We start from the raw sequence: 17,545 nt of genomic DNA on the forward strand, positions 1-17,545 counted from the left end.
ATGGCCGACGTGCACGCCTGGCCGGACCCGCGCACCGAAGAGGAGCGCCTCGACCACTGGGCCCGAGCCGCCGCGCTGCTCGACTGGGACACCCCCTGGGACGCCGTCCACCGGTGGACCCCGCCGGACCCCGCGGCCGAGACCGGCCCGGAGAACGAGTGGTTCGTCGGCGGCCGGCTCAACGCCGCGGTCAGCTGCGTGGACCGGCATGTGGCCGCCGGTCGGGGAGACGCCGTGGCGCTGCACTTCGAGGGTGAGCCCGGAGACCGGCGGGACGTCACCTACGCCGCCCTCCGGGACGAGGTCTGCCGCGCCGCCAACGCACTGACCGACCTCGGCGTCGGACCCGGTGACCGGGTGGTGATCTACCTCCCCGTCCTGGTCGAGACCGTGGTCATCACGCTGGCATGCGCCCGGATCGGCGCTGTCCACTCCCTGGTCTTCGGCGGGTTCTCCGCCGAGGCGCTGAGGTTCCGCGTCGAGGACACCGACGCCAAGCTGCTGGTCACCACCGACGGACAGTTCCGCCGGGGCCGCGCGGTCCCGGTGAAGGCCAACGCCGACGCCGCCGTCGCCGCAGCCGGACCGGAGCACGGCGGGAACCTCGAGCACGTCCTCGTCATCCGCCGCACCGGTTCCGAGGTCGACTGGACCGAGGGGCGCGACCTCTGGTGGCACGAGACCGTGGAGCCCGCCTCCCCCCTCCACACCCCCGAGGCCTTCGACTCCGAGCACGGACTGTTCATCATGTACACCTCCGGGACCACAGGCAGACCGAAGGGACTGCTCCACACCACCGGCGGATACCTCACCGGCGCGCTGTTCACCCACCTGCGGCTCTTCGCACACCCGGATCCGCTCCGCCGCGAGGGTGAGGTCCACTGGTGCACCGCCGATCTGGCCTGGGTCACCGCACACACCTATGAGATCTACGGGCCGCTGGCCGCCGGTGCCACCCAGGTCATCTATGAGGGCACACCGGACACCCCGCATCCGGGACGCCACTTCGAGATCATCGCCCGCCACGGCGTCAGCACCTACTACACCGCTCCGACTGTGGTGCGCTCCCTGATGGGATGGTTCCCCGAGGGCATCCCCGCCGACTACGACCTCTCTTCGCTCCGCCTGGCCGGCACCGTCGGCGAGGCGGTCAACCCCGAAGCCTGGCGCTGGCTGCGTGCCCAGCTCGGCCGCGACACCGTCGACGCCGACGGCGCACCCGCCCTGCCCATGGTCGACACCTGGTGGCAGTCCGAGACCGGATCCGCGGTGCTCTCCCCCCGCCCGGAGGACTCCGACCCCTCAGGCGGGCGCAGGCTGAAGCCCGGATGGGCCGGGCGGGCGATGCCGGGGGCCGCCGTCGCCGTGGTCGACGACGCCGGAGACCGCGTCCCGCCGCATGTGCAGGGCAGCATCGTGGTCACCTCACCGCTCCCTTCGGCCGCCCGCACGGTCTGGGGCGACCCGCACCGCTTCTACACCTCGTACTGGCAGAAGTACGCCGACCGCGGGTGGTTCCTCGCCGGAGACGGCGCCCAGGTGGACGAGGACGGCGACGTGCAGATCCTGGGACGCATCGACGACGTCATCAACGTCTCCGGTCATCGCCTCTCCACCATCGAGATCGAATCCGCCCTGGTCTCCCACCCCGACGTCGTCGAGGCCGGCGTATGCCCCGTCGAGGACCGGGTCAGCGGCCACGCCGCCGTCGCCTTCGTGGTGCTCTCGTCCGCCGCCGCGGAGCGCATCGACGCCGACGCCGCCTCCGCACACGAGCTGACCGAGGGGCTGCGCGCCCACGTCCGAGAGATCATCGGTCCCATCGCCCGGCCGCGGACCGTGATCCCGGTCCCCGAGGTGCCCAAGACCCGCTCCGGGAAGATCATGCGCCGGCTGCTGACCCAGCTGCACGACGGCGAAGCCCTCGGCGACACCACCAGCCTGCAGAACGAACCCTGCGTCCCGGTGATCGCGGACATCTGCCGCGCACGCGGCACCGCGCCGACCTCCGGGACCACCTCTGAGACCACCTCCGAGACGACCTCTGAGACGACCCCCACCGCACAGGAGAGACGATGAACGACCGACAGTTCGGGTTCCGCACCCGCGCGCTGCACGCCGGCGCCGTGCCGGACGCCGTCTACGGCACCCGCGCGGTGCCGATCCACCAGTCCACCTCGTTCGTGTTCAAGGACACCGACGACGCCGCGAACCTCTTCGCACTGCAGAAGTACGGCAACATCTACTCCCGCATCGGGAACCCGACCGTCGCGGCGTTCGAGGAGCGCGTGGCCTCCCTGGAGGGCGGCATCGGGGCGGTGGCCACCGCCTCGGGCATGTCCGCGGAGTTCCTGGTCTTCGCCGCGCTGTGCGGCTCCGGAGACCACATCGTCGCCTCCTCCAAGCTCTACGGCGGCACCATCACCCAGCTCGACGTCTCGCTGCGCCGGTTCGGCATCGAGACCACCTTCGTCGACTCCACCGACCCGGCCGACTTCGCCGCGGCGATCACCGAGCGCACCAAGGTCGTCTACACCGAGACGGTCGCGAACCCCAGCAACGACGTCGCGGACCTGCCCGGCCTGGCCGAAGCGGCCCACGCCCGCGGGATCCCGCTGGTCGTCGACTCGACCCTGACCACCCCGTACCTGAACCGACCGATCGAGCACGGCGCCGACGTCGTCGTCCACTCGGCCACGAAGTTCCTCGGCGGCCACGGCACCACCCTGGGCGGGGTCATCGTCGAATCCGGCGAGTTCCCCTGGGACAACGGGAACTTCCCGCAGATGACCGAACCGGTGGACTCCTACGGCGGGCTCAGCTGGTGGGGAAACTTCGGCGAGTTCGGGTTCCTGACGAAGATCCGCGCCGAGCAGCTGCGCGACTTCGGCCCCTCGCTCTCCCCCCAGGCGGCCTTCCAGCTCATCCAGGGCGTGGAGACCCTGCCGCAGCGGATCGACGAGCACGTCACCAACGCTCGACGCATCGCCGAAGCCCTGGAGGCCGACGACCGGGTGCTCTCCGTCGAGTACGCGGGCCTGCCCTCACACCGCGACCACGAGCTGGCCCAGCGCCTGCTGCCGCTCGGGGTGGGCTCGGTGTTCAGCTTCCGGCTGGCCGGCGGCCGCGAGACCGGCGCACGGTTCATCGAAGCGCTGCAGCTGGCCTCCCATCTGGCCAACGTCGGAGACGTCCGTACCCTGGTGCTGCACCCCGGGTCGACCACCCACCAGCAGCTCAGCACGGCCCAGCTCGAGGCCGCGGGCATCCCCGAGGACCTCATCCGCATCTCCGTGGGCCTCGAGGACGTCGAGGACATCCTGTGGGACATCGACCAGGCCCTGGACGTCGCCCTGAGCGAAGTCCCCGCCGGCGCACCGAGTGACGAAGGAGACCACCGATGAGCACGCCAGCTGAGACCGCGAGTGCCGACCACCCGCACGGGCTGTGGGAGCCGCCGTCGGCGGTGCGCCGCCTGCAGCTGATCTCGAACGCCGAGTCCGTGGCGATCGTGGGCGCCTCGAACAAGCCCTCGCGTTCCAGCCACTTCGTGGCGACCTACCTGCTGAGCTCCTCGACGTTCCGGGTCCACTTCATCAACCCGACGGTCGACGAGATCCTCGGCCGCCCCGTCTACGCCTCGCTGCACGATCTGCCCGAGTCCCCCGACATCGTCGACGTGTTCAGGAAGCCCCAGGACGTGCCGGGGATCGTCGACGACGCCGTCGCCGTCGGAGCCCGGACCGTGTGGATGCAGCTGGGCATCGAGAACACCGAGGCCGCCCAGCAGGCCAAGGACGCCGGACTCGAGGCGGTGCAGAACCGCTGCCTGAAGATCGAGCACGCGCGCTTCCACGGCGGGCTGCACCTGGCCGGCTTCAACACCGGAGTGATCAGCTCTGCCCGGCAGAAGCTCGACATCTGAGGAGGACCCATGACCACCACACACACCACTCGGACGTTCGATCCGCTGGCCCTGCGTGAGGCGTTCTCGCACTTCCCGCAGGGCGTGGTCGCCGTCGGCGCGGAGATCGACGGGGCACCCCAGGCCCTGGTCGCCTCGACCTTCACCGTCGGGGTGTCCCTGGAGCCGCCGCTGGTGAGCTTCGCCGTCCAGCACACCTCCCAGACGTGGCCGCGGCTGCGTCCGGCCCGGGCCCTGGGTGTCAGCGTGCTGGGGAGGGACCAGTTCGGGCTGTGCCGCCAGTTGGCGTCGAAGGACCGGGAGTCCCGGTTCGCCGGGGTCGACTACGCGGTCGACGACGAGGGCGCCCTGACCCTGCCCTCCAGCCCCATGTGGCTGGCCACCCGCATCTACGACGAGGTCCGCGCCGGGGACCACGACATCGTCATCCTGGAGATCACCGACGTGGGCTCCGTCCCCGGCGCGGCGGGCATGGTCTTCCATCAGAGCTCCTTCAAGGAGCTCGCCGCCCTGGACCTGTCCGCCTGAGACCAGAGTGCCGATGAGAGAGGGCCAATGACTGCACGCACCGAGAAGCCCCTGATCCTGTCCGCGTTCCTGATGAACACCACCAGCCACATCATCGGCGGGGCGTGGCGCCGGGAGTCCGCCGAGCAGCATCGGTTCAACGAGCTGCGGCACTGGACCGACCTGGTCCGTCGGCTCGAGGAGGCGGGCTTCGACCTGGCCTTCTTCGCCGACGTCGTGGGCGTCTACGGAGACCATGAGGGCGGATGGGCCTCCCACCTCCGCCGGGGCCTGCAGGTTCCGGCCAACGACCCGCTGGTGCTGATCTCTGCACTGGCGGCGGTCACCGACCGGATCGGTCTGGCGATGACGTCGTCGGTGATCCAGGCCCACCCGTTCACCTTCGCCCGTCAGCTCTCCACCCTGGACCACCTCTCCGGCGGACGGGTGGGGTGGAACGTGGTCACCTCCGCCACCGAGAACGCCCACCGCAACTTCGGAGGTGCGGGCCTGGCCGCCCACGGAGATCGCTACGACTGGGCGGAGGAGTACCTCGACGTCGCGTATCAGCTCTGGGAGGGCTCCTGGGAGGACGGCGCCCTGCTGGCCGACAAGACGCTGGAGCATGAGCGCGGGCTGGGGCTGCACGCCGACCCGACCAAGGTCGCGAAGATCCACCACCGGTCCTCCCGCTACGAGATCGAGGGGCCGCACCTGTCGTCGCCGTCGCCGCAGCGGACCCCCTACCTGTTCCAGGCCGGGTCCTCGGACCGGGGGCGGGAGGTGGCCGCCCGCCACGCCGAGGCGACCTTCTCCATGGCTCCGCGCCGCGACCTGGCCGCCGACCACGCCGCCGACGTGCGACGTCGGGCAGTCGCCTGCGGGCGCCGGGCCGAGGACGTGGCGTTCATCCAAGGACTGTCCTTCGTCATCGGCTCCACCGAGGCGGAGGCCCGGGAGAGGGCCGCCGACCTCGACGAGTCCCTGGACGTCCATGCGCTCATCGCGCATACTGCCGGGAGCCTGGGGGTGGATGTCGGCGGGCTGCCCATCGACACGCCGCTGGACGACCTCGAGACCGAGGGCGCTCAGGGGCACCTCGGCGACATCCGGAGGATGGCGCCGAACGGGCAGGTCACCCTGCGTGACCTGGCCACGTTCCGCGCCGAGTCGACCCGCGTGGTGGGCACGCCCGAGCAGATCGCCGATGAGCTGGCCGCCTGGCGCGAGGCGGGCATCGACGGGATCAACATCATCAACTCGGAGATCCCGGGCAGCTACGCGGAGTTCATCGACCACGTGATGCCGGTGCTGCGTGAGCGCGGGCTGGCCCGCCCCAGTCCGGGGTCCGATGCGGCTCCGCAGACGCTGCGCGGTGCGCTCACCGGCTCAGACCGGCTGCCGGACTCCCACCCGGCCGCCCGGTACCGGGGCGCGTTCACCGAGCACTCCGCGGCGGCGACGGAGTCGGCTCAGATCACGCCCTGAGCGATGACCGCATCGGCCACGCGCAGGAATCCGGTGATGTTCGCCCCGGCCACGTAGTCACCTTCGCGGCCGTACTCGGCGGCGGTCTCCGCACAGGCCGAGTGGATGTTCTCCATGATCTCGCCCAGGCGGGTGTCGGTGTAGTCGAAGGACCAGGTGTCCCGCGAGGCGTTCTGCTGCATCTCCAGGGCGGAGGTCGCCACTCCCCCGGCGTTGGCGGCCTTGCCCGGACCGAAGAGCACCTCGGCCTCACGCAGGGCCCGGTAGCCCTCCGGGGTCGTCGGCATGTTGGCCCCTTCGGCGACGGCGACGAGACCTGCCTTGATCAGCTTCTTCGCGTCCTCGGCGTCCAGCTCGTTCTGGGTCGCGCACGGCAGGGCGATGTCGACGTCGCTCTCCTCGGCGACCGCCCAGACGTTGCGGTCCTCGAGGAACCGGGATCCGTCGCGGCGCTCGGCGTACTCCCCGATGCGACCGCGTTCGGCCTCCTTGATCCGACGCAGCAGGTCCAGATCGATGCCGTCCGGGTCGTAGATCGAACCCGAGGAGTCCGAGGCGCCGAGCACCACACCGCCGAGCTCCTGGATCTTCTGGATCGCGTAGATGGCCACGTTTCCGGAGCCGGAGACCAGCACCTTGGCGCCGTCGAAGCTGCGGCCGGTCGCCCGCAGCATGTGGTCGGTGAAGTACACGGTTCCGTAGCCGGTGGCCTCCTTGCGCACCAGGGATCCGCCCCACGTGATGCCCTTGCCGGTGATGACTCCGGACTCCCACCGGCCGACGATCCGCTTGTACTGGCCGAACAGGTAGCCGACCTCGCGCGGTCCGACCCCGATGTCCCCGGCCGGCACGTCGAGGTCGTAGCCGATGTGCCGGTAGGCCTCAGTCATGAACGACTGGCAGAATCGCATGATCTCGCCGTCGCTGCGGCCCTTGGGGTCGAAGTCGGCTCCACCCTTGCCGCCGCCGATGGGCAGACCGGTCAGCGCGTTCTTGAAGGTCTGCTCGAAGCCGAGGAACTTCACGGTGCCGGCCAGCACCGAGGGGTGGAACCGCAGTCCGCCCTTGTACGGACCCAGCGCGGAGTTGAACTGCACGCGGAAGCCCCGGTTGATCTGGACTCCGCCCTCGTCGTCGACCCACGGGATCCGGAAGGTGATCTGCCGCTCGGGCTCGCAGATGCGCTCCAGGACCGAAGCCTCGACGTATTCCGGGTGGTCCGCCAGCACCGGTCCGAGGGAGTCGAAGACCTCCCGGACCGCCTGGTGGAACTCGTCCTCGCCCGGATTGCGCGCGATGACCTGGTCGTAGACCGCCTCCAGGTGCTCGGTGGTCATGCTCATGAGGGTCTCCCTTCCCCGCAGCTCGTCTCGCCCTCACACTAACAAGGCTGGTCAGCGGCGCACCGGCTCCGTCCCCGCAGACGTCGCCCGGCGCAGTCGGAGCATCCCGAAGAAGGCGACGAACAGCATGAACATGCCGAACTGGTTGTAGTTGAAGAACAGGAATTCTGTCGGTGAGGCGATCAGGAAGATCGCCAGCACCATCACCAGGGCGACCCCGGCGTCGACGTCGTGCGTGCGGGCGAAGCCGTAGGACCTCGCCGTGGCGGCGATCAGCACGGCGAGGAGCATCATGAGTCCGATGATCCCCAGATCCACCGCCGTCTGGATGTAGGAGTTGTGGAAGTGGGCGATCTCGTAGTCCACGAACTGCGGCACGTAGCGGCTCGGCTCTTCCCCGTAGGAGGTGTGGAAGTAGGCGTTGAACCCCCAGCCCACCAGGGGCCGCTCGGCGATGGCCGAGTAGCCGAACTCCCACATGGTGGTGCGGCCGGTCATCGTCGGATCCCGACCGAGCAGCTCCATCAGCGGCGTCCACAGCTGCCACAGCAGCGCACCGACGGCCACCATCAGCGGCACCAGCACGGTCAGCAGTGGGCCCAGCGGGATCCGCGGCACCACCGCACGGGCCAGCGGCACGAGCACCACCGCCGCCACCATCAGGAACAGGCCGGTGGCCGAACCGGCGAGCAGGACGAAGACGGCGAAGACCGCGAGCGCGGCCACCCGTCGGAGGCCCCGCAGCAGGGCGAGCGACAGCACCACTCCGATGGCGCAGTAGAACCCGGCCATGATGTTGTGGGTGAACAGCCCGCGGATCCGCCGGCCGCCGAGGAAGTTCTCGCGTTCGTGGGTGTCGTGGTCGAGCACCTGGTCGTAGCCGACCAGGTGGGCCAGCATCCCTCCGACGGCGAGGATCAGCAGCACCGCGAGCACCATGCGCAGGATCTGCGGCATCGTGAATTCGGTGGCCAGCACATAGGCGACGATGATGTTCCCCGCGGCCATGGCTCCGTAGACGAGGGAATCCGCCGGGGAGACCGACCACAGGGTGCTGGCCACCAGGTACCCGCCCACGACGAGCGCCAGGCTGAGGCCCACGGCGTCGAGCCGCCGGGCGGTCAGCAGCAGGGGCACCGAGAGCATGTGCATCACGATCCACACCAGGGAGAAGAGCGTGTTGTCGCCGACCTCGCCGTCCGGGCTCACAGGGATGAGCACGGCCGCGGTCAGACCGAAGGTGAAGGCCGTGTAGACCGCGAAGTACGCTCCGCGCAGGCTCTTCCACCGCGACGGGGGCGACTCACAGCCCGGCGCTCCGCCCACGGCGGCGGCGTCGCGGCGACGCAGAGCTCCGCCGCGACGCTCCTGGGCCCACGCGGGACGCACGGTCCTCATGATCGTGGCCCGCCGTCGGCGGAGGCGACGATGTCACCGAGCGAGTCCTGCAGCAGGTCGAGGCAGGCGACGATCTGCTCCGCCGAGGTCCGGTAGTCCCCCGCGGCACCCCCGAAGGGATCGACCACCTCCTCCGGCAGGGTCGCCGGCACGGTGGTCAGCCCGCGCCGCTGCGCCGCGGCACGGACCAGAGCACGCAGACGGTCGGGGGTCGACGCGTGCTCCCCGAGCGCGGGCGAGTCCGGAGGGCTGACCGCGAGGTCATGCACCAGGTGCGCGAACTCGGAGAGCAGGAAGGTCCGGCGGGAGGCCCGGGGCGCCGTCCTGACGAGCGCCTGCCGGTGTCGACGGGTCATGCACAGCACGAGGTCTGCGGCGAGGATCTCCTCGGGATCCACCGGTCGCGCCCGGTGCCCGGACGGCTCTCCGCCGTAACGCACGGAGAGTTCCGCCGCCTCGGAGGGCATGGGGGCGCCCGGCCGCGGATGCAGTCCCGCGCTGGTGACCTCCACGAGACCCGCCGCCGCGGGGGCGTGGTCCCGCAGCCGGGCCGAGAGGATCTGGGCGCACTGCGCGGAGCGGCATACATTGCCGGTGCAGACGGCCACCGTCCGGAACGGCTCAGCGGGTGTCCGCATCAGCGCTCAGCCCTTCGACCCGCCGGTCTCGACGCTCGAGTAGCCGTACCCGCCGTATCGGTCGTACCCCTGTGCGTCCGGGCCCTTGGTCGGCACCCGAGTCATCACGATGCCCAGCAGGCGGGCCTCGACCAGGTCGAGGGCGTCGGAGGCCCCGCGGACCTCCGGCGCGCGGGCGGTGCCGACGCCGACCACGAGCACCGCCCCGGAGGTCATCCGGCTCAGCACCGCGGCGTCGCTGACCGGCAGCAGCGGCGGCGTGTCGAACAGGACGACGTCGTACGCGGACTCCAGCCGAGAGATCAGCTGCTGCATGGCCGCACTGCCCAGCAGTTCGCTCGGGTTCGGCGGGACGGTTCCCGCGGGCAGGACCGCCAGCTCGTCGGGGCCCCAGGACTGGACGACGTCCTCGAGCTGCGCCAACTCGGTCAGGGCATCGGTGAGCCCGACCGCGCCCTCCAGGCCGAGGTGGTCCGCCACCGCCGGGCGTCGCAGGTCAGCGTCGACCAGCAGCACACGGTGCCCGGCCCGCCGAAGACTGATCGCCAGGTTCACCGCCGTCGTCGTCTTGCCCTCGCTCTGGACCGAGGAGGTGACGACGAAGCTGTGGGAGCTCCGTCCGATGTCGAGGAAGTGCAGGTTGGTGCGCAGGGTGCGGAAGGACTCGGCGAATCCGCCGGCCGGGTCCGTCTGGGCCACCAGCTCCCCGGAGGTCACCCTCCGGTCCTCACGGACGGTGCCCAGGATCGGGGCCTCGGTGATCGTCCGGACGTCGTCCTCGGTGCGGATCCGGGTGCGCAGGACCTCGCGCAGCGCCAGCACGGCCATGCCCAGTGCCGCGCCGACGACGAGCCCCAGAGCCACGTAGACCAGCGGGCGCGGAACGGCCGGGTCCTCCGGCGGCTCCGCCGGCTGGATGGTGGTCAGGGTGATCGCATTGCCGCCCTCGGGGGTGACCTCCTGGACGCTGGCGTCCAGATTCTCGGCGATCGAATCCGCGATGGCCGCGGCCTGGTCAGGGTCCTCGTCCGAGGCGACGATCTCCAGGATGACGGTCTCGTTCTGGCTGGCGACCGAGACGTCCTCCGCCAGGTCCTCCACCGTGGTGTCCAGTGCCAGGTCCTCGATCACCGGTCCGAGCACCGCAGAGCTCGTGGTCAGCTCCACGAAGCTGCGCACCATCTCCTGGCTGTAGATGTTGCCCTGGCCGAGCTCGTTGACGTCGGCCGCCCCCTCCACCGAGACGTACACCAGCGACTCGGCCTCGTACCGGGGAGTCTGCAGCAGTGCCGCCGCGCCTCCCAGGGCCGCGCCCAGGAGGGTGACCACCAGGACGGTGAGCCACCCCCGGCGCAGGATCATCAGATATTCGCGCAGCTCCACAGCTGACCGCCCCCTCTCCCCCGCAGCCGGTATCAGCCGTCTATGAGGTCGTGTACCGAGATCACCTGGTCCCGCCCCGGACCCACCCCCACACCGGAGATGCGGGTGCCTGCGAGCTTCTCCAGGGCGAGCACATAGTCTCGCGCGTTGGTGGGCAGGTCGTCCAGCGTGCGGGCGGAGGAGATGTCCTCGGTCCAGCCGTCGAAGTGCTCGAAGACCGGCACCGCGTGGTGGAACTGGGTCTGGGTCATCGGCATCTCGTCGAACCGGACCCCATCGATCTCATAGGCCACGCACACCGGTATCCGCTCGATCCCGGTGAGGACGTCGAGCTTGGTCAGGAAGTAGTCGGTGAAGCCGTTGATGCGGGAGGCGTAGCGCGCCATCACCGCGTCGAACCAGCCGCAGCGGCGGGGCCGGCCGGTGTTGACGCCGAACTCGCCGCCGGTGCGCTGCAGGAACTCGCCCCACTCGTCGAACAGCTCGGTGGGGAACGGGCCGGCCCCCACCCGGGTGGTGTAGGCCTTGACCACACCGATGGACCGGGAGATGCGGGTGGGGCCGATCCCCGACCCGACGGAGGCGCCGCCCGCGGTCGGGTTGGAGCTGGTGACGAACGGATAGGTGCCGTGGTCGACGTCGAGGTAGGTGGCCTGCCCGCCCTCCATGAGCACCACCCGACCGTCGTCGAGGGCGTCGTTGAGCAGGATCGTGGAGTCCACGACCATCGGCCGCAGCCGATCGGCGTAGGAGAGGAAGTACTCGGCGATCTCGTCGACGGTGATGGAGCGCCGGTTGTAGAGCTTCACCAGCAGCTCGTTCTTCTGCCGCAGCGCACCTTCGATCTTCTGGCGCAGGATCGACTCGTCGAAGATGTCCTGCACACGGATCCCCAGCCGGGCGACCTTGTCCATATAGGTGGGTCCGATGCCGCGCCCGGTGGTGCCGATGGCCCGCTTGCCGAGGAACCGTTCGGTGACCTTGTCCATGGTCTGGTGGTACGGAGCCACCAGGTGCGCGTTGGCGGAGATGCGCAGGTGGGAGCAGTCGTGGCCGCGGACCTCGAGGCCGTCGATCTCCTCGAACAGGGCCTCCAGGTTGACCACGACGCCGTTGCCGATGACCGGGGTCGCATTCGGCGAGAGGATGCCTGCGGGAAGCAGCTTGAGCTCGAACTTCTCCCCGCCGACGACGACGGTGTGCCCGGCGTTGTTGCCGCCGTTGGGCTTGACCACGTAGTCGACCCGCTCGCCGAGCAGGTCGGTGGCCTTGCCCTTGCCCTCATCGCCCCACTGGGCGCCGACGATCACGATCGCTGGCATGACACTCCTTCTCATGCGGCGCAGAGTCGTCCGAGCGCCGGTTCGGGGCGGTCCCGTGCCGGCTCCTCCCGTACCGTTCCGGGCCGCGCCGACACCCGTGGCAGTCTACCAAGGGCTCACCGGCGGGGTGCTGTCCCGTCGGTCGGTCCGTCCGGCTCGCCGGTGTAGGGCAGCACGGTCTCTCCGGAGCCGAACTTCCCGGAGGTGATCAGACCGAGGGCGCCGTCCTGCTGCAGGATGACCGCCTCCACCTCGTCCATGCAGCCGAGTCCTGCCTGGCGGGCCGCGGTGTGGACGTCGTCCTCGACCAGCTGGTGCTTGCGCATCGTCCGGTGCTGGAACTCGCCGTGGTAGTAGACGAGCACCGGCTGCGAGTCCACCAGGCGCCGGAGCTTCGGCGAGCGCCGCCGCACCCAGGCCAGCACCCAGTGCAGCAGCACCAGCATGACCAGGGTGAGCAGCATCTGGGTGATCGGGACGTCGGGGGCGGTGATCGTCCGACCGAAGGCCGAACCGATCGTCACCGCCATGATGAGGTCCAGCGGCGTCATCGCCGCGGTGGTGCGCGGCCCGGTGATCCGCAGCAGCATCAGCAGGGCCAGATAGCCGACCGAGACGGTCAGCACCGTGTGGACGATGGGGTCCCAGCCGTCCCAGAACTGTGTCATATCCATACCCGGAGACTGCCACGGACGACACCCGGTGTCGATGCGCCGCTCCGGAGCTCACATCCCGTCCTGAGCTGGGACGACGACCCTCAGCCCAGGCGTCCTCCGGAGGCCTCCAGATAGCAGGCCGCACACAGCGACTCGTACCAGACCTCACCTCCGACCTCGCCGCCGTCGATGGCGACCTGGTCCCCGTCGAAGACGATGCGGTCCCCGTCCCGCCGGGTGTTGAACAGCGCCTTGCGCCCGCACCGGCAGATCGTCTTCAGCTCCTCCAAGGAGTGCGCCAGGTCCATCAGTCGGGCCGATCCCGGGAAGGCCCGCGTGCGGAAGTCCGTACGGATCCCATAGGCCAGCACCGGCACCTCGTCCAACACGGCGATGCGCAGCAGGTCGTCGACCTGGTCCGGGGCGAGGAACTGGGCCTCATCGATCAGCAGGCATGCCACCGGCCGGATCCCGGCCCGCCAGCCCCCGGGCGTCGGAGGGCCGACGGCGTCGTGGTCGAGGGCCTCCAGCAGGGTGCCGGGCTCCTCGCCCGCGGCGTACCGGGCGAAGAGGTCGCGCAGATCGTCGTCGGGACCGATCATGAGGTCGACGCTCCGGGTGACGCCCAGCCGGGAGACGATCTCGTCGTCGCCCTTGGTGTCGGTCACCGGTTTGGCCAGCAGCACCCGCTGGTCCCGCTCCTCATAGTTGAACGCGGCCTGCAGCAGGCTGGTGGACTTTCCGGAGTTCATCGCTCCGTAGCGGAAGTACAGCTTGGCCATAGCCGCACGATCCTATCGCCTCACAGCCTCCAGCAGCTGTCCACCGGACTGCGACCGTCGAACATCCGGGCGGTGAAGATCCCGGTCCGCGGCATCGACCCCAGATAGGCGCCCAGATGGGTGGGCACCCCCGTGGCCTCGAAGGTGACCTGCCCGCCGCTGCCGCACCAGGCCGACCCCATGTCCCGGCCGACGGCGTAGGGGATGACGTCGTCGAGCGGCGCGTGGTTGATCAGGGTCGGCACCTCGGGGGCACGGCCCTGCTGTCCGAGGCTCTGCTCCTGCAGGTAGGAGGCGAAGGGCTCCTCGTGGATCATCTCGCTGAACGAGCGCCCGTCGAGGGTCAGGGTGCGGGAGTCGGTGAGCGCGTGGGCAAAGACCGCCTGGATCGCACACTGCCCCGAGGCCTCCTCCATCGCCTGCAGGCCGTCGGCGTTGAGGAACTCGGTCGGGTCGACGCCCTCCGACTCCACCATGGACCCCATGGCGAAGAGCAGGAACGCCGAGTACAGGGAACCGTCGATGTTCTCCGCCACGCGGAACAGGTCGGCCGGCGGCGCGCCCGCGCTTCCGGAGACCAGGGGGAGCTCCGGGGCGTGCTCGCCGGCGAGCTCGAGGGCCGAGGCCGCGGCCCCTCCGCCCTGGGAGTAGCCGCGGAGGTGCAGCGGGGAGTCCTCCTCCACGCCGCCGCCGTACACCTGTGCGGCCGCACGGGCGGCGTCGAGCACGGCCCTGCCCTGGTCCACGCGGTTCAGATAGGTGTGCTCGCCCTCGGTGCCGAGCCCGATGTAGTCGACCAGCACCACGGTGTAGCCGGAGTTCAGCGCGTTGGCGATGCCGATCCCCTCATACTCGGTGCCCGCGGCCAGCTGCCGGCTGGGAGCGCACTGGTCGCCCATGCCCTGAGTGCCGGGAGCATGCACGATGACCCGCCCCGAACCGTCCTCCGGCTCGAGCAGGGTGGCCGTGGCGGCCCGGGCGGCCTCGTTGCTGTCAGTGGTCCGGTACATGAAGGTGGTGACATCACCTTCGGGTTCGACGAGGTTCAGCGGGTCCAGGTAGAAGGTGCCCTCACGCTGGCGGATCAGCTCCCCGTCCTCGTCGGGCAGCTGGTCGGGGGTGTCGTAGAAGCTTCGGTCCGGTTCCTCGGGGAGGTCGTCGACGGCGCCTGCGTAGCGGACGTCGTCTGCGGTGACCTCGTCGGACTCGTCGATCAGCCGCTGGGCGTCCTCCAGCTCCACGCCCTCGGGGACGTCATCCTCGACCAGGGTCTCGTCGGCGGCCTCGTCGGCCTGACGGTCCGCCAGCGCCTCCTCCGGCTCCGGCATCTGCTCCGAGGCCGGAGGCAGGATCGGCGCGGCGGCGGACGGTGCGGCGCCGGAGAGGATCAGTCCTCCCATGCCGAGCACGAGCGCCGAGCGGGTGATCGCACGGGGAAGAGGACGGGCGGGACGGGTGAGCGGGCGTGTCGAACGGTTCAGCACAGGGCCTCCGCAGGTCGGGTGACGGGGTGCCACAAGTTCCTCGCCGGTATACCGGTCAGTAACTCGTGATCCGTACCACACCTTAGCGCGAGGTCCACCCGCGTCAAGGGACCCCGAGGATCCCCAGGTCAGCTCGGCTCAACCGTGGTCGGCGGCCGTCATCGGCGCAGCTGGGAGATCTCCTGCTCGGCCGCAGGGTCGCAGTCCCGGAGCAGCTGGGTGATGCGGACGACCTCCTCGGACTCCCCGATGGCCGCGGCCGCCTGGCCCAACGCCGCCAGCGCTCGCAGGAAGCCACGATTGGGGGCGTGGGACCACGGGACCGGACCCGCACCGCGCCACCCCGAACCGCGCAGGGCGTCGAGCCCGCGGTGGTAGCCGACCCGGGCGTAGGCGTAGCCCTCGACGGTGTGGCCCTCCGAGAGGGCGTCCTCGGCCAGCAGCGCCCACAGCAGGGAGGAGGTGGGGTGGTCGGCGACGACGTCGACGGCCTCCGATCCGGCCTCCAGCGCCTGGTCGACCTCGGGCTCCGCCGGCAGCAGGGTGGGCTCCGGCTCCATCAGATTGCGTCCGACGATGCTCATGCCTCCACCCTATCCAGCATCGGCGGGACGCCCCGAACCGGTGACCGGCCTCGGGCGCAGCCGTTCAGGAGCGGATGATGCGCCGGGCCCGCGCCTCGCTGACCGCTGAGACCCGATTGTCGACCCCGAGCTTCTGATACACGTGGATCAGGTGGGTCTTCACCGTCGCCTCGGAGATGAACAGCTCCTTGGCGATCGCCCGGTTGGACAGGCCGGTGGCCAGCAGCTCGACCAGCTGCACCTCCCGAGCGCTCAGCGACGGCGACGGCTCCCGGATCCGCCCCACCAGCCGAGCCGCCACCTCCGGGGCCAGGGCCGTCCGACCGGCCGCGGCGTCGCGCACCGCGCGATGGATCTGCTCGGGCGGGGCGTCCTTGAGCATGTACCCGGCCGCTCCGGCCTCCACGGCGGCGAGGATGTCCGCATCGGTGTCATAGGTGGTGAGGATCAGCACCGGCAGCTCCGGCGCCGCCCGACGGATCCTGCGGGTCGCCTCGGCGCCGTCGATGCCGGACCCCAGCTGCAGGTCCATCAGCACCAGATCCGGCCCGGAGACTCCGGCCTGCCGCTCGACGGCCAGCCGGACCGCCTCCTCCCCGGTCTCCGCCTCGGCCACGACGACGAGGTCGCTGCCCTCGAGCATGGCCCGCAGGCCTGCACGCACCACGGGGTGGTCGTCGACCAGCAGCGCCCGGATCGGCTCCGTGTCAGGGGAGCTGGACTCAGACATGGGGTGCTCCTTCGTCGACCGGGGTCGGCAGCCGCAGCGCGACCACCGTCCCCTCTCCGGGTGCGGACTCGACCTCAGCGGTCCCGCCCAGAGCCTCGGCACGCTGCGCCAGGGCCTGCAGCCCGAACCCGGAACCGTCCTCGGCCGCCGGGACGGGCGCCGAGTCCGCAACGCGTGCTGAGTGCGGGTCGAAGCCGACGCCGTCGTCGAAGACGTCCAGGGTGACCTCGTCGTCCAGGAAGCTCAGTGTGATCACCGCCGTGCCGGCCCGGGCGTGCTGGGTGACGTTCGCCAGCGAGGACTGCGCCGCGCGCAGCAGAGCCAGCGAGGCCGAGGCCCCCAGGACCCGCGGAGATCCCTGCACGTCGAGGCGCACCGAGAGCCGCGCCCCCTCGGCGGCGGCCCGCCGTTCGGTGCGGGTGCACAGCTCACGCAGCCCGTGCAGCAGGGGCTCGTCCTCCGCCGCCTCGGACTGCAGCGCCCGGACCAGCCGACGGGCCTGGTCGAGGTTCTCACCAGCCGTGCGGCGGACCGTGTCCAGACGCTCCGAGGCGGCCTCCGAGTCTCCGGAGACGAGGTCGGATTCGGCGGCACGGGTCATCAGCACGATCGAGGAGAACCCCTGGGCGAGGGTGTCGTGGATGTCGCGGGCCATGCGCTCCCGCTCGGCCAGAGCCCCGGCCTCACGCTGGGTGCGCGCCAGATCCTCACGGGTGCGGCGCAGCTCGTCCAGGGCCTCCTGCTGGGCGCGGTTCTCCGACCGAAGAGTCCGGTAGGCCAGGGCCATGACCACCGCGCAGACCGCACCGATGCTGGGGCCCAGGACGGTGGCGACCTGCAGCCCGTCAGCCCCGTGTCCCAGTGCGAAGACCACCACCGCCGTGATCGCGACGACGGCGGTGAGGCCCCAGATCAGCGGAAGCAGGTGGATGTGGAGGAAGAACAGGGGGAAGGCGAGCCAGGCGAAGTCCGGGTGGTGCAGCACGAGCAGGCCCCAGACCGCGGTGACGGCGAACAGCCACCCCAGCCGAGCCGCCGCAGGGACCGGCGTGTCGGTGCGACGCATCCGCCCCTCGGTGACGGTGCCGGCCGCGTAGAGCAGGACGAAGAGCCCCACCGGCGCCAGACCCGGCCACAGGGAGCCCTCGTCGACGTACATCCGGGCCGTCCCGACGGCCAGCAGCAGGGCGACGGCCAGGTGGAGGCTCATCCGCAGACCCGACAGCACCCGGGCACCGGTCAGCGGCATGCGGGGACCGGTCTCCATCCGGCCAGACTATCGGTGCCGGGGCGGCCGGCGATCCA

Annotated in this window: 16 protein-coding genes; 5 read left to right on the forward strand and 11 right to left on the reverse strand. The window is 70.7% G+C overall.

The window, feature by feature from the left end; genetic code table 11:
- From acs to N7E59_RS08920, 5 genes are read left to right on the forward strand one after another with little or no spacing between them, the layout of a single operon-like run.
- Window positions 1-2,079, forward strand: a complete 2,079-nt coding sequence (acs, locus tag N7E59_RS08900) for an acetate--CoA ligase (protein ID WP_261624582.1) — start codon at window positions 1-3, stop codon at window positions 2,077-2,079.
- Window positions 2,076-3,404, forward strand: a complete 1,329-nt coding sequence (locus N7E59_RS08905) for an O-acetylhomoserine aminocarboxypropyltransferase/cysteine synthase family protein (RefSeq protein ID WP_261624583.1) — start codon at window positions 2,076-2,078, stop codon at window positions 3,402-3,404. Before acs ends, N7E59_RS08905 begins: the two co-directional genes overlap by 4 nt.
- Complete coding sequence (locus tag N7E59_RS08910) at window positions 3,401-3,925, forward strand: CoA-binding protein (protein WP_261624584.1); 525 nt, start codon at window positions 3,401-3,403, stop codon at window positions 3,923-3,925. Before N7E59_RS08905 ends, N7E59_RS08910 begins: the two co-directional genes overlap by 4 nt.
- A 9-nt stretch (window positions 3,926-3,934) precedes the next feature.
- Window positions 3,935-4,453: a flavin reductase family protein gene (locus N7E59_RS08915; RefSeq protein WP_261624585.1), complete on the forward strand. Its 519-nt coding sequence runs from the start codon at window positions 3,935-3,937 to the stop codon at window positions 4,451-4,453.
- 27 nt (window positions 4,454-4,480) lie between these two features.
- The gene (locus N7E59_RS08920; RefSeq protein ID WP_261624586.1) at window positions 4,481-5,920 is read left to right on the forward strand and encodes an NtaA/DmoA family FMN-dependent monooxygenase; all 1,440 of its coding nucleotides are present in this window, start codon (window positions 4,481-4,483) and stop codon (window positions 5,918-5,920) included.
- On the opposite strand, the gene gdhA is transcribed toward N7E59_RS08920, so the two are convergent.
- The 11 genes from gdhA to N7E59_RS08975 all read right to left on the reverse strand — a co-directional run bounded on the left by gdhA (window position 5,905) and on the right by N7E59_RS08975 (window position 17,507).
- Entirely contained in the window at window positions 5,905-7,263 is a 1,359-nt protein-coding gene (gene gdhA / locus N7E59_RS08925) for an NADP-specific glutamate dehydrogenase (protein ID WP_261624587.1), read from the reverse strand. The genes N7E59_RS08920 and gdhA overlap by 16 nt on opposite strands.
- Window positions 7,264-7,314: 51 nt before the next feature.
- Window positions 7,315-8,652 (reverse strand): O-antigen ligase family protein, encoded by a 1,338-nt coding sequence (locus tag N7E59_RS08930; RefSeq protein ID WP_261624588.1) that lies wholly within the window; start codon window positions 8,650-8,652, stop codon window positions 7,315-7,317.
- Between the two features lie 5 nt (window positions 8,653-8,657).
- Window positions 8,658-9,299 (reverse strand): arsenate reductase/protein-tyrosine-phosphatase family protein, encoded by a 642-nt coding sequence (locus N7E59_RS08935; protein ID WP_261624589.1) that lies wholly within the window; start codon window positions 9,297-9,299, stop codon window positions 8,658-8,660.
- A 6-nt stretch (window positions 9,300-9,305) separates the two neighbouring features.
- Entirely contained in the window at window positions 9,306-10,682 is a 1,377-nt protein-coding gene (locus tag N7E59_RS08940) for a polysaccharide biosynthesis tyrosine autokinase (RefSeq protein ID WP_261624590.1), read from the reverse strand.
- A 32-nt stretch (window positions 10,683-10,714) separates the two neighbouring features.
- Window positions 10,715-12,004, reverse strand: coding sequence for an adenylosuccinate synthase (locus N7E59_RS08945; protein WP_261624591.1), 1,290 nt, complete (start codon window positions 12,002-12,004; stop codon window positions 10,715-10,717).
- A gap of 116 nt (window positions 12,005-12,120) precedes the next feature.
- Window positions 12,121-12,678, reverse strand: a complete 558-nt coding sequence (locus N7E59_RS08950) for a DUF421 domain-containing protein (protein ID WP_261624592.1) — start codon at window positions 12,676-12,678, stop codon at window positions 12,121-12,123.
- Between the two features lie 83 nt (window positions 12,679-12,761).
- Window positions 12,762-13,442 (reverse strand): thymidine kinase, encoded by a 681-nt coding sequence (locus N7E59_RS08955; protein WP_261624593.1) that lies wholly within the window; start codon window positions 13,440-13,442, stop codon window positions 12,762-12,764.
- 20 nt (window positions 13,443-13,462) lie between these two features.
- Window positions 13,463-14,926: a lipase family protein gene (locus tag N7E59_RS08960; RefSeq protein WP_261624594.1), complete on the reverse strand. Its 1,464-nt coding sequence runs from the start codon at window positions 14,924-14,926 to the stop codon at window positions 13,463-13,465.
- Between the two features lie 158 nt (window positions 14,927-15,084).
- A complete protein-coding gene (locus tag N7E59_RS08965; RefSeq protein WP_261624595.1) occupies window positions 15,085-15,510 on the reverse strand; it encodes a DUF3151 domain-containing protein in 426 nt (141 codons plus the stop codon).
- Between the two features lie 64 nt (window positions 15,511-15,574).
- Window positions 15,575-16,240: a response regulator gene (locus N7E59_RS08970; RefSeq protein WP_261624596.1), complete on the reverse strand. Its 666-nt coding sequence runs from the start codon at window positions 16,238-16,240 to the stop codon at window positions 15,575-15,577.
- Window positions 16,233-17,507: a sensor histidine kinase gene (locus N7E59_RS08975; RefSeq protein ID WP_261624597.1), complete on the reverse strand. Its 1,275-nt coding sequence runs from the start codon at window positions 17,505-17,507 to the stop codon at window positions 16,233-16,235. The genes N7E59_RS08970 and N7E59_RS08975 overlap by 8 nt, the downstream gene beginning before the upstream one ends.
- Window positions 17,508-17,545: the final 38 nt, after the last annotated feature.

Source organism: Nesterenkonia marinintestina, assembly GCF_025420485.1.
Lineage (GTDB): Bacteria > Actinomycetota > Actinomycetes > Actinomycetales > Micrococcaceae > Nesterenkonia > Nesterenkonia marinintestina.

What these genes read in the sequence shown, in the direction of transcription:
- N7E59_RS08945 (WP_261624591.1), bottom strand. Translation starts at nt 12,004, where the DNA reads ATGCCAGCGATCGTGATCGTCGGCGCCCAGTGGGGCGATGAGGGCAAG.
- N7E59_RS08910 (WP_261624584.1), top strand. Translation starts at nt 3,401, where the DNA reads ATGAGCACGCCAGCTGAGACCGCGAGTGCCGACCACCCGCACGGGCTG.
- N7E59_RS08920 (WP_261624586.1), top strand. Translation starts at nt 4,481, where the DNA reads ATGACTGCACGCACCGAGAAGCCCCTGATCCTGTCCGCGTTCCTGATG.
- gdhA (WP_261624587.1), bottom strand. Translation starts at nt 7,263, where the DNA reads ATGAGCATGACCACCGAGCACCTGGAGGCGGTCTACGACCAGGTCATC.
- N7E59_RS08935 (WP_261624589.1), bottom strand. Translation starts at nt 9,299, where the DNA reads ATGCGGACACCCGCTGAGCCGTTCCGGACGGTGGCCGTCTGCACCGGC.
- N7E59_RS08975 (WP_261624597.1), bottom strand. Translation starts at nt 17,507, where the DNA reads ATGGAGACCGGTCCCCGCATGCCGCTGACCGGTGCCCGGGTGCTGTCG.
- N7E59_RS08950 (WP_261624592.1), bottom strand. Translation starts at nt 12,678, where the DNA reads ATGGATATGACACAGTTCTGGGACGGCTGGGACCCCATCGTCCACACG.
- N7E59_RS08970 (WP_261624596.1), bottom strand. Translation starts at nt 16,240, where the DNA reads ATGTCTGAGTCCAGCTCCCCTGACACGGAGCCGATCCGGGCGCTGCTG.
- N7E59_RS08965 (WP_261624595.1), bottom strand. Translation starts at nt 15,510, where the DNA reads ATGAGCATCGTCGGACGCAATCTGATGGAGCCGGAGCCCACCCTGCTG.
- N7E59_RS08955 (WP_261624593.1), bottom strand. Translation starts at nt 13,442, where the DNA reads ATGGCCAAGCTGTACTTCCGCTACGGAGCGATGAACTCCGGAAAGTCC.
- acs (WP_261624582.1), top strand. Translation starts at nt 1, where the DNA reads ATGGCCGACGTGCACGCCTGGCCGGACCCGCGCACCGAAGAGGAGCGC.
- N7E59_RS08905 (WP_261624583.1), top strand. Translation starts at nt 2,076, where the DNA reads ATGAACGACCGACAGTTCGGGTTCCGCACCCGCGCGCTGCACGCCGGC.
- N7E59_RS08915 (WP_261624585.1), top strand. Translation starts at nt 3,935, where the DNA reads ATGACCACCACACACACCACTCGGACGTTCGATCCGCTGGCCCTGCGT.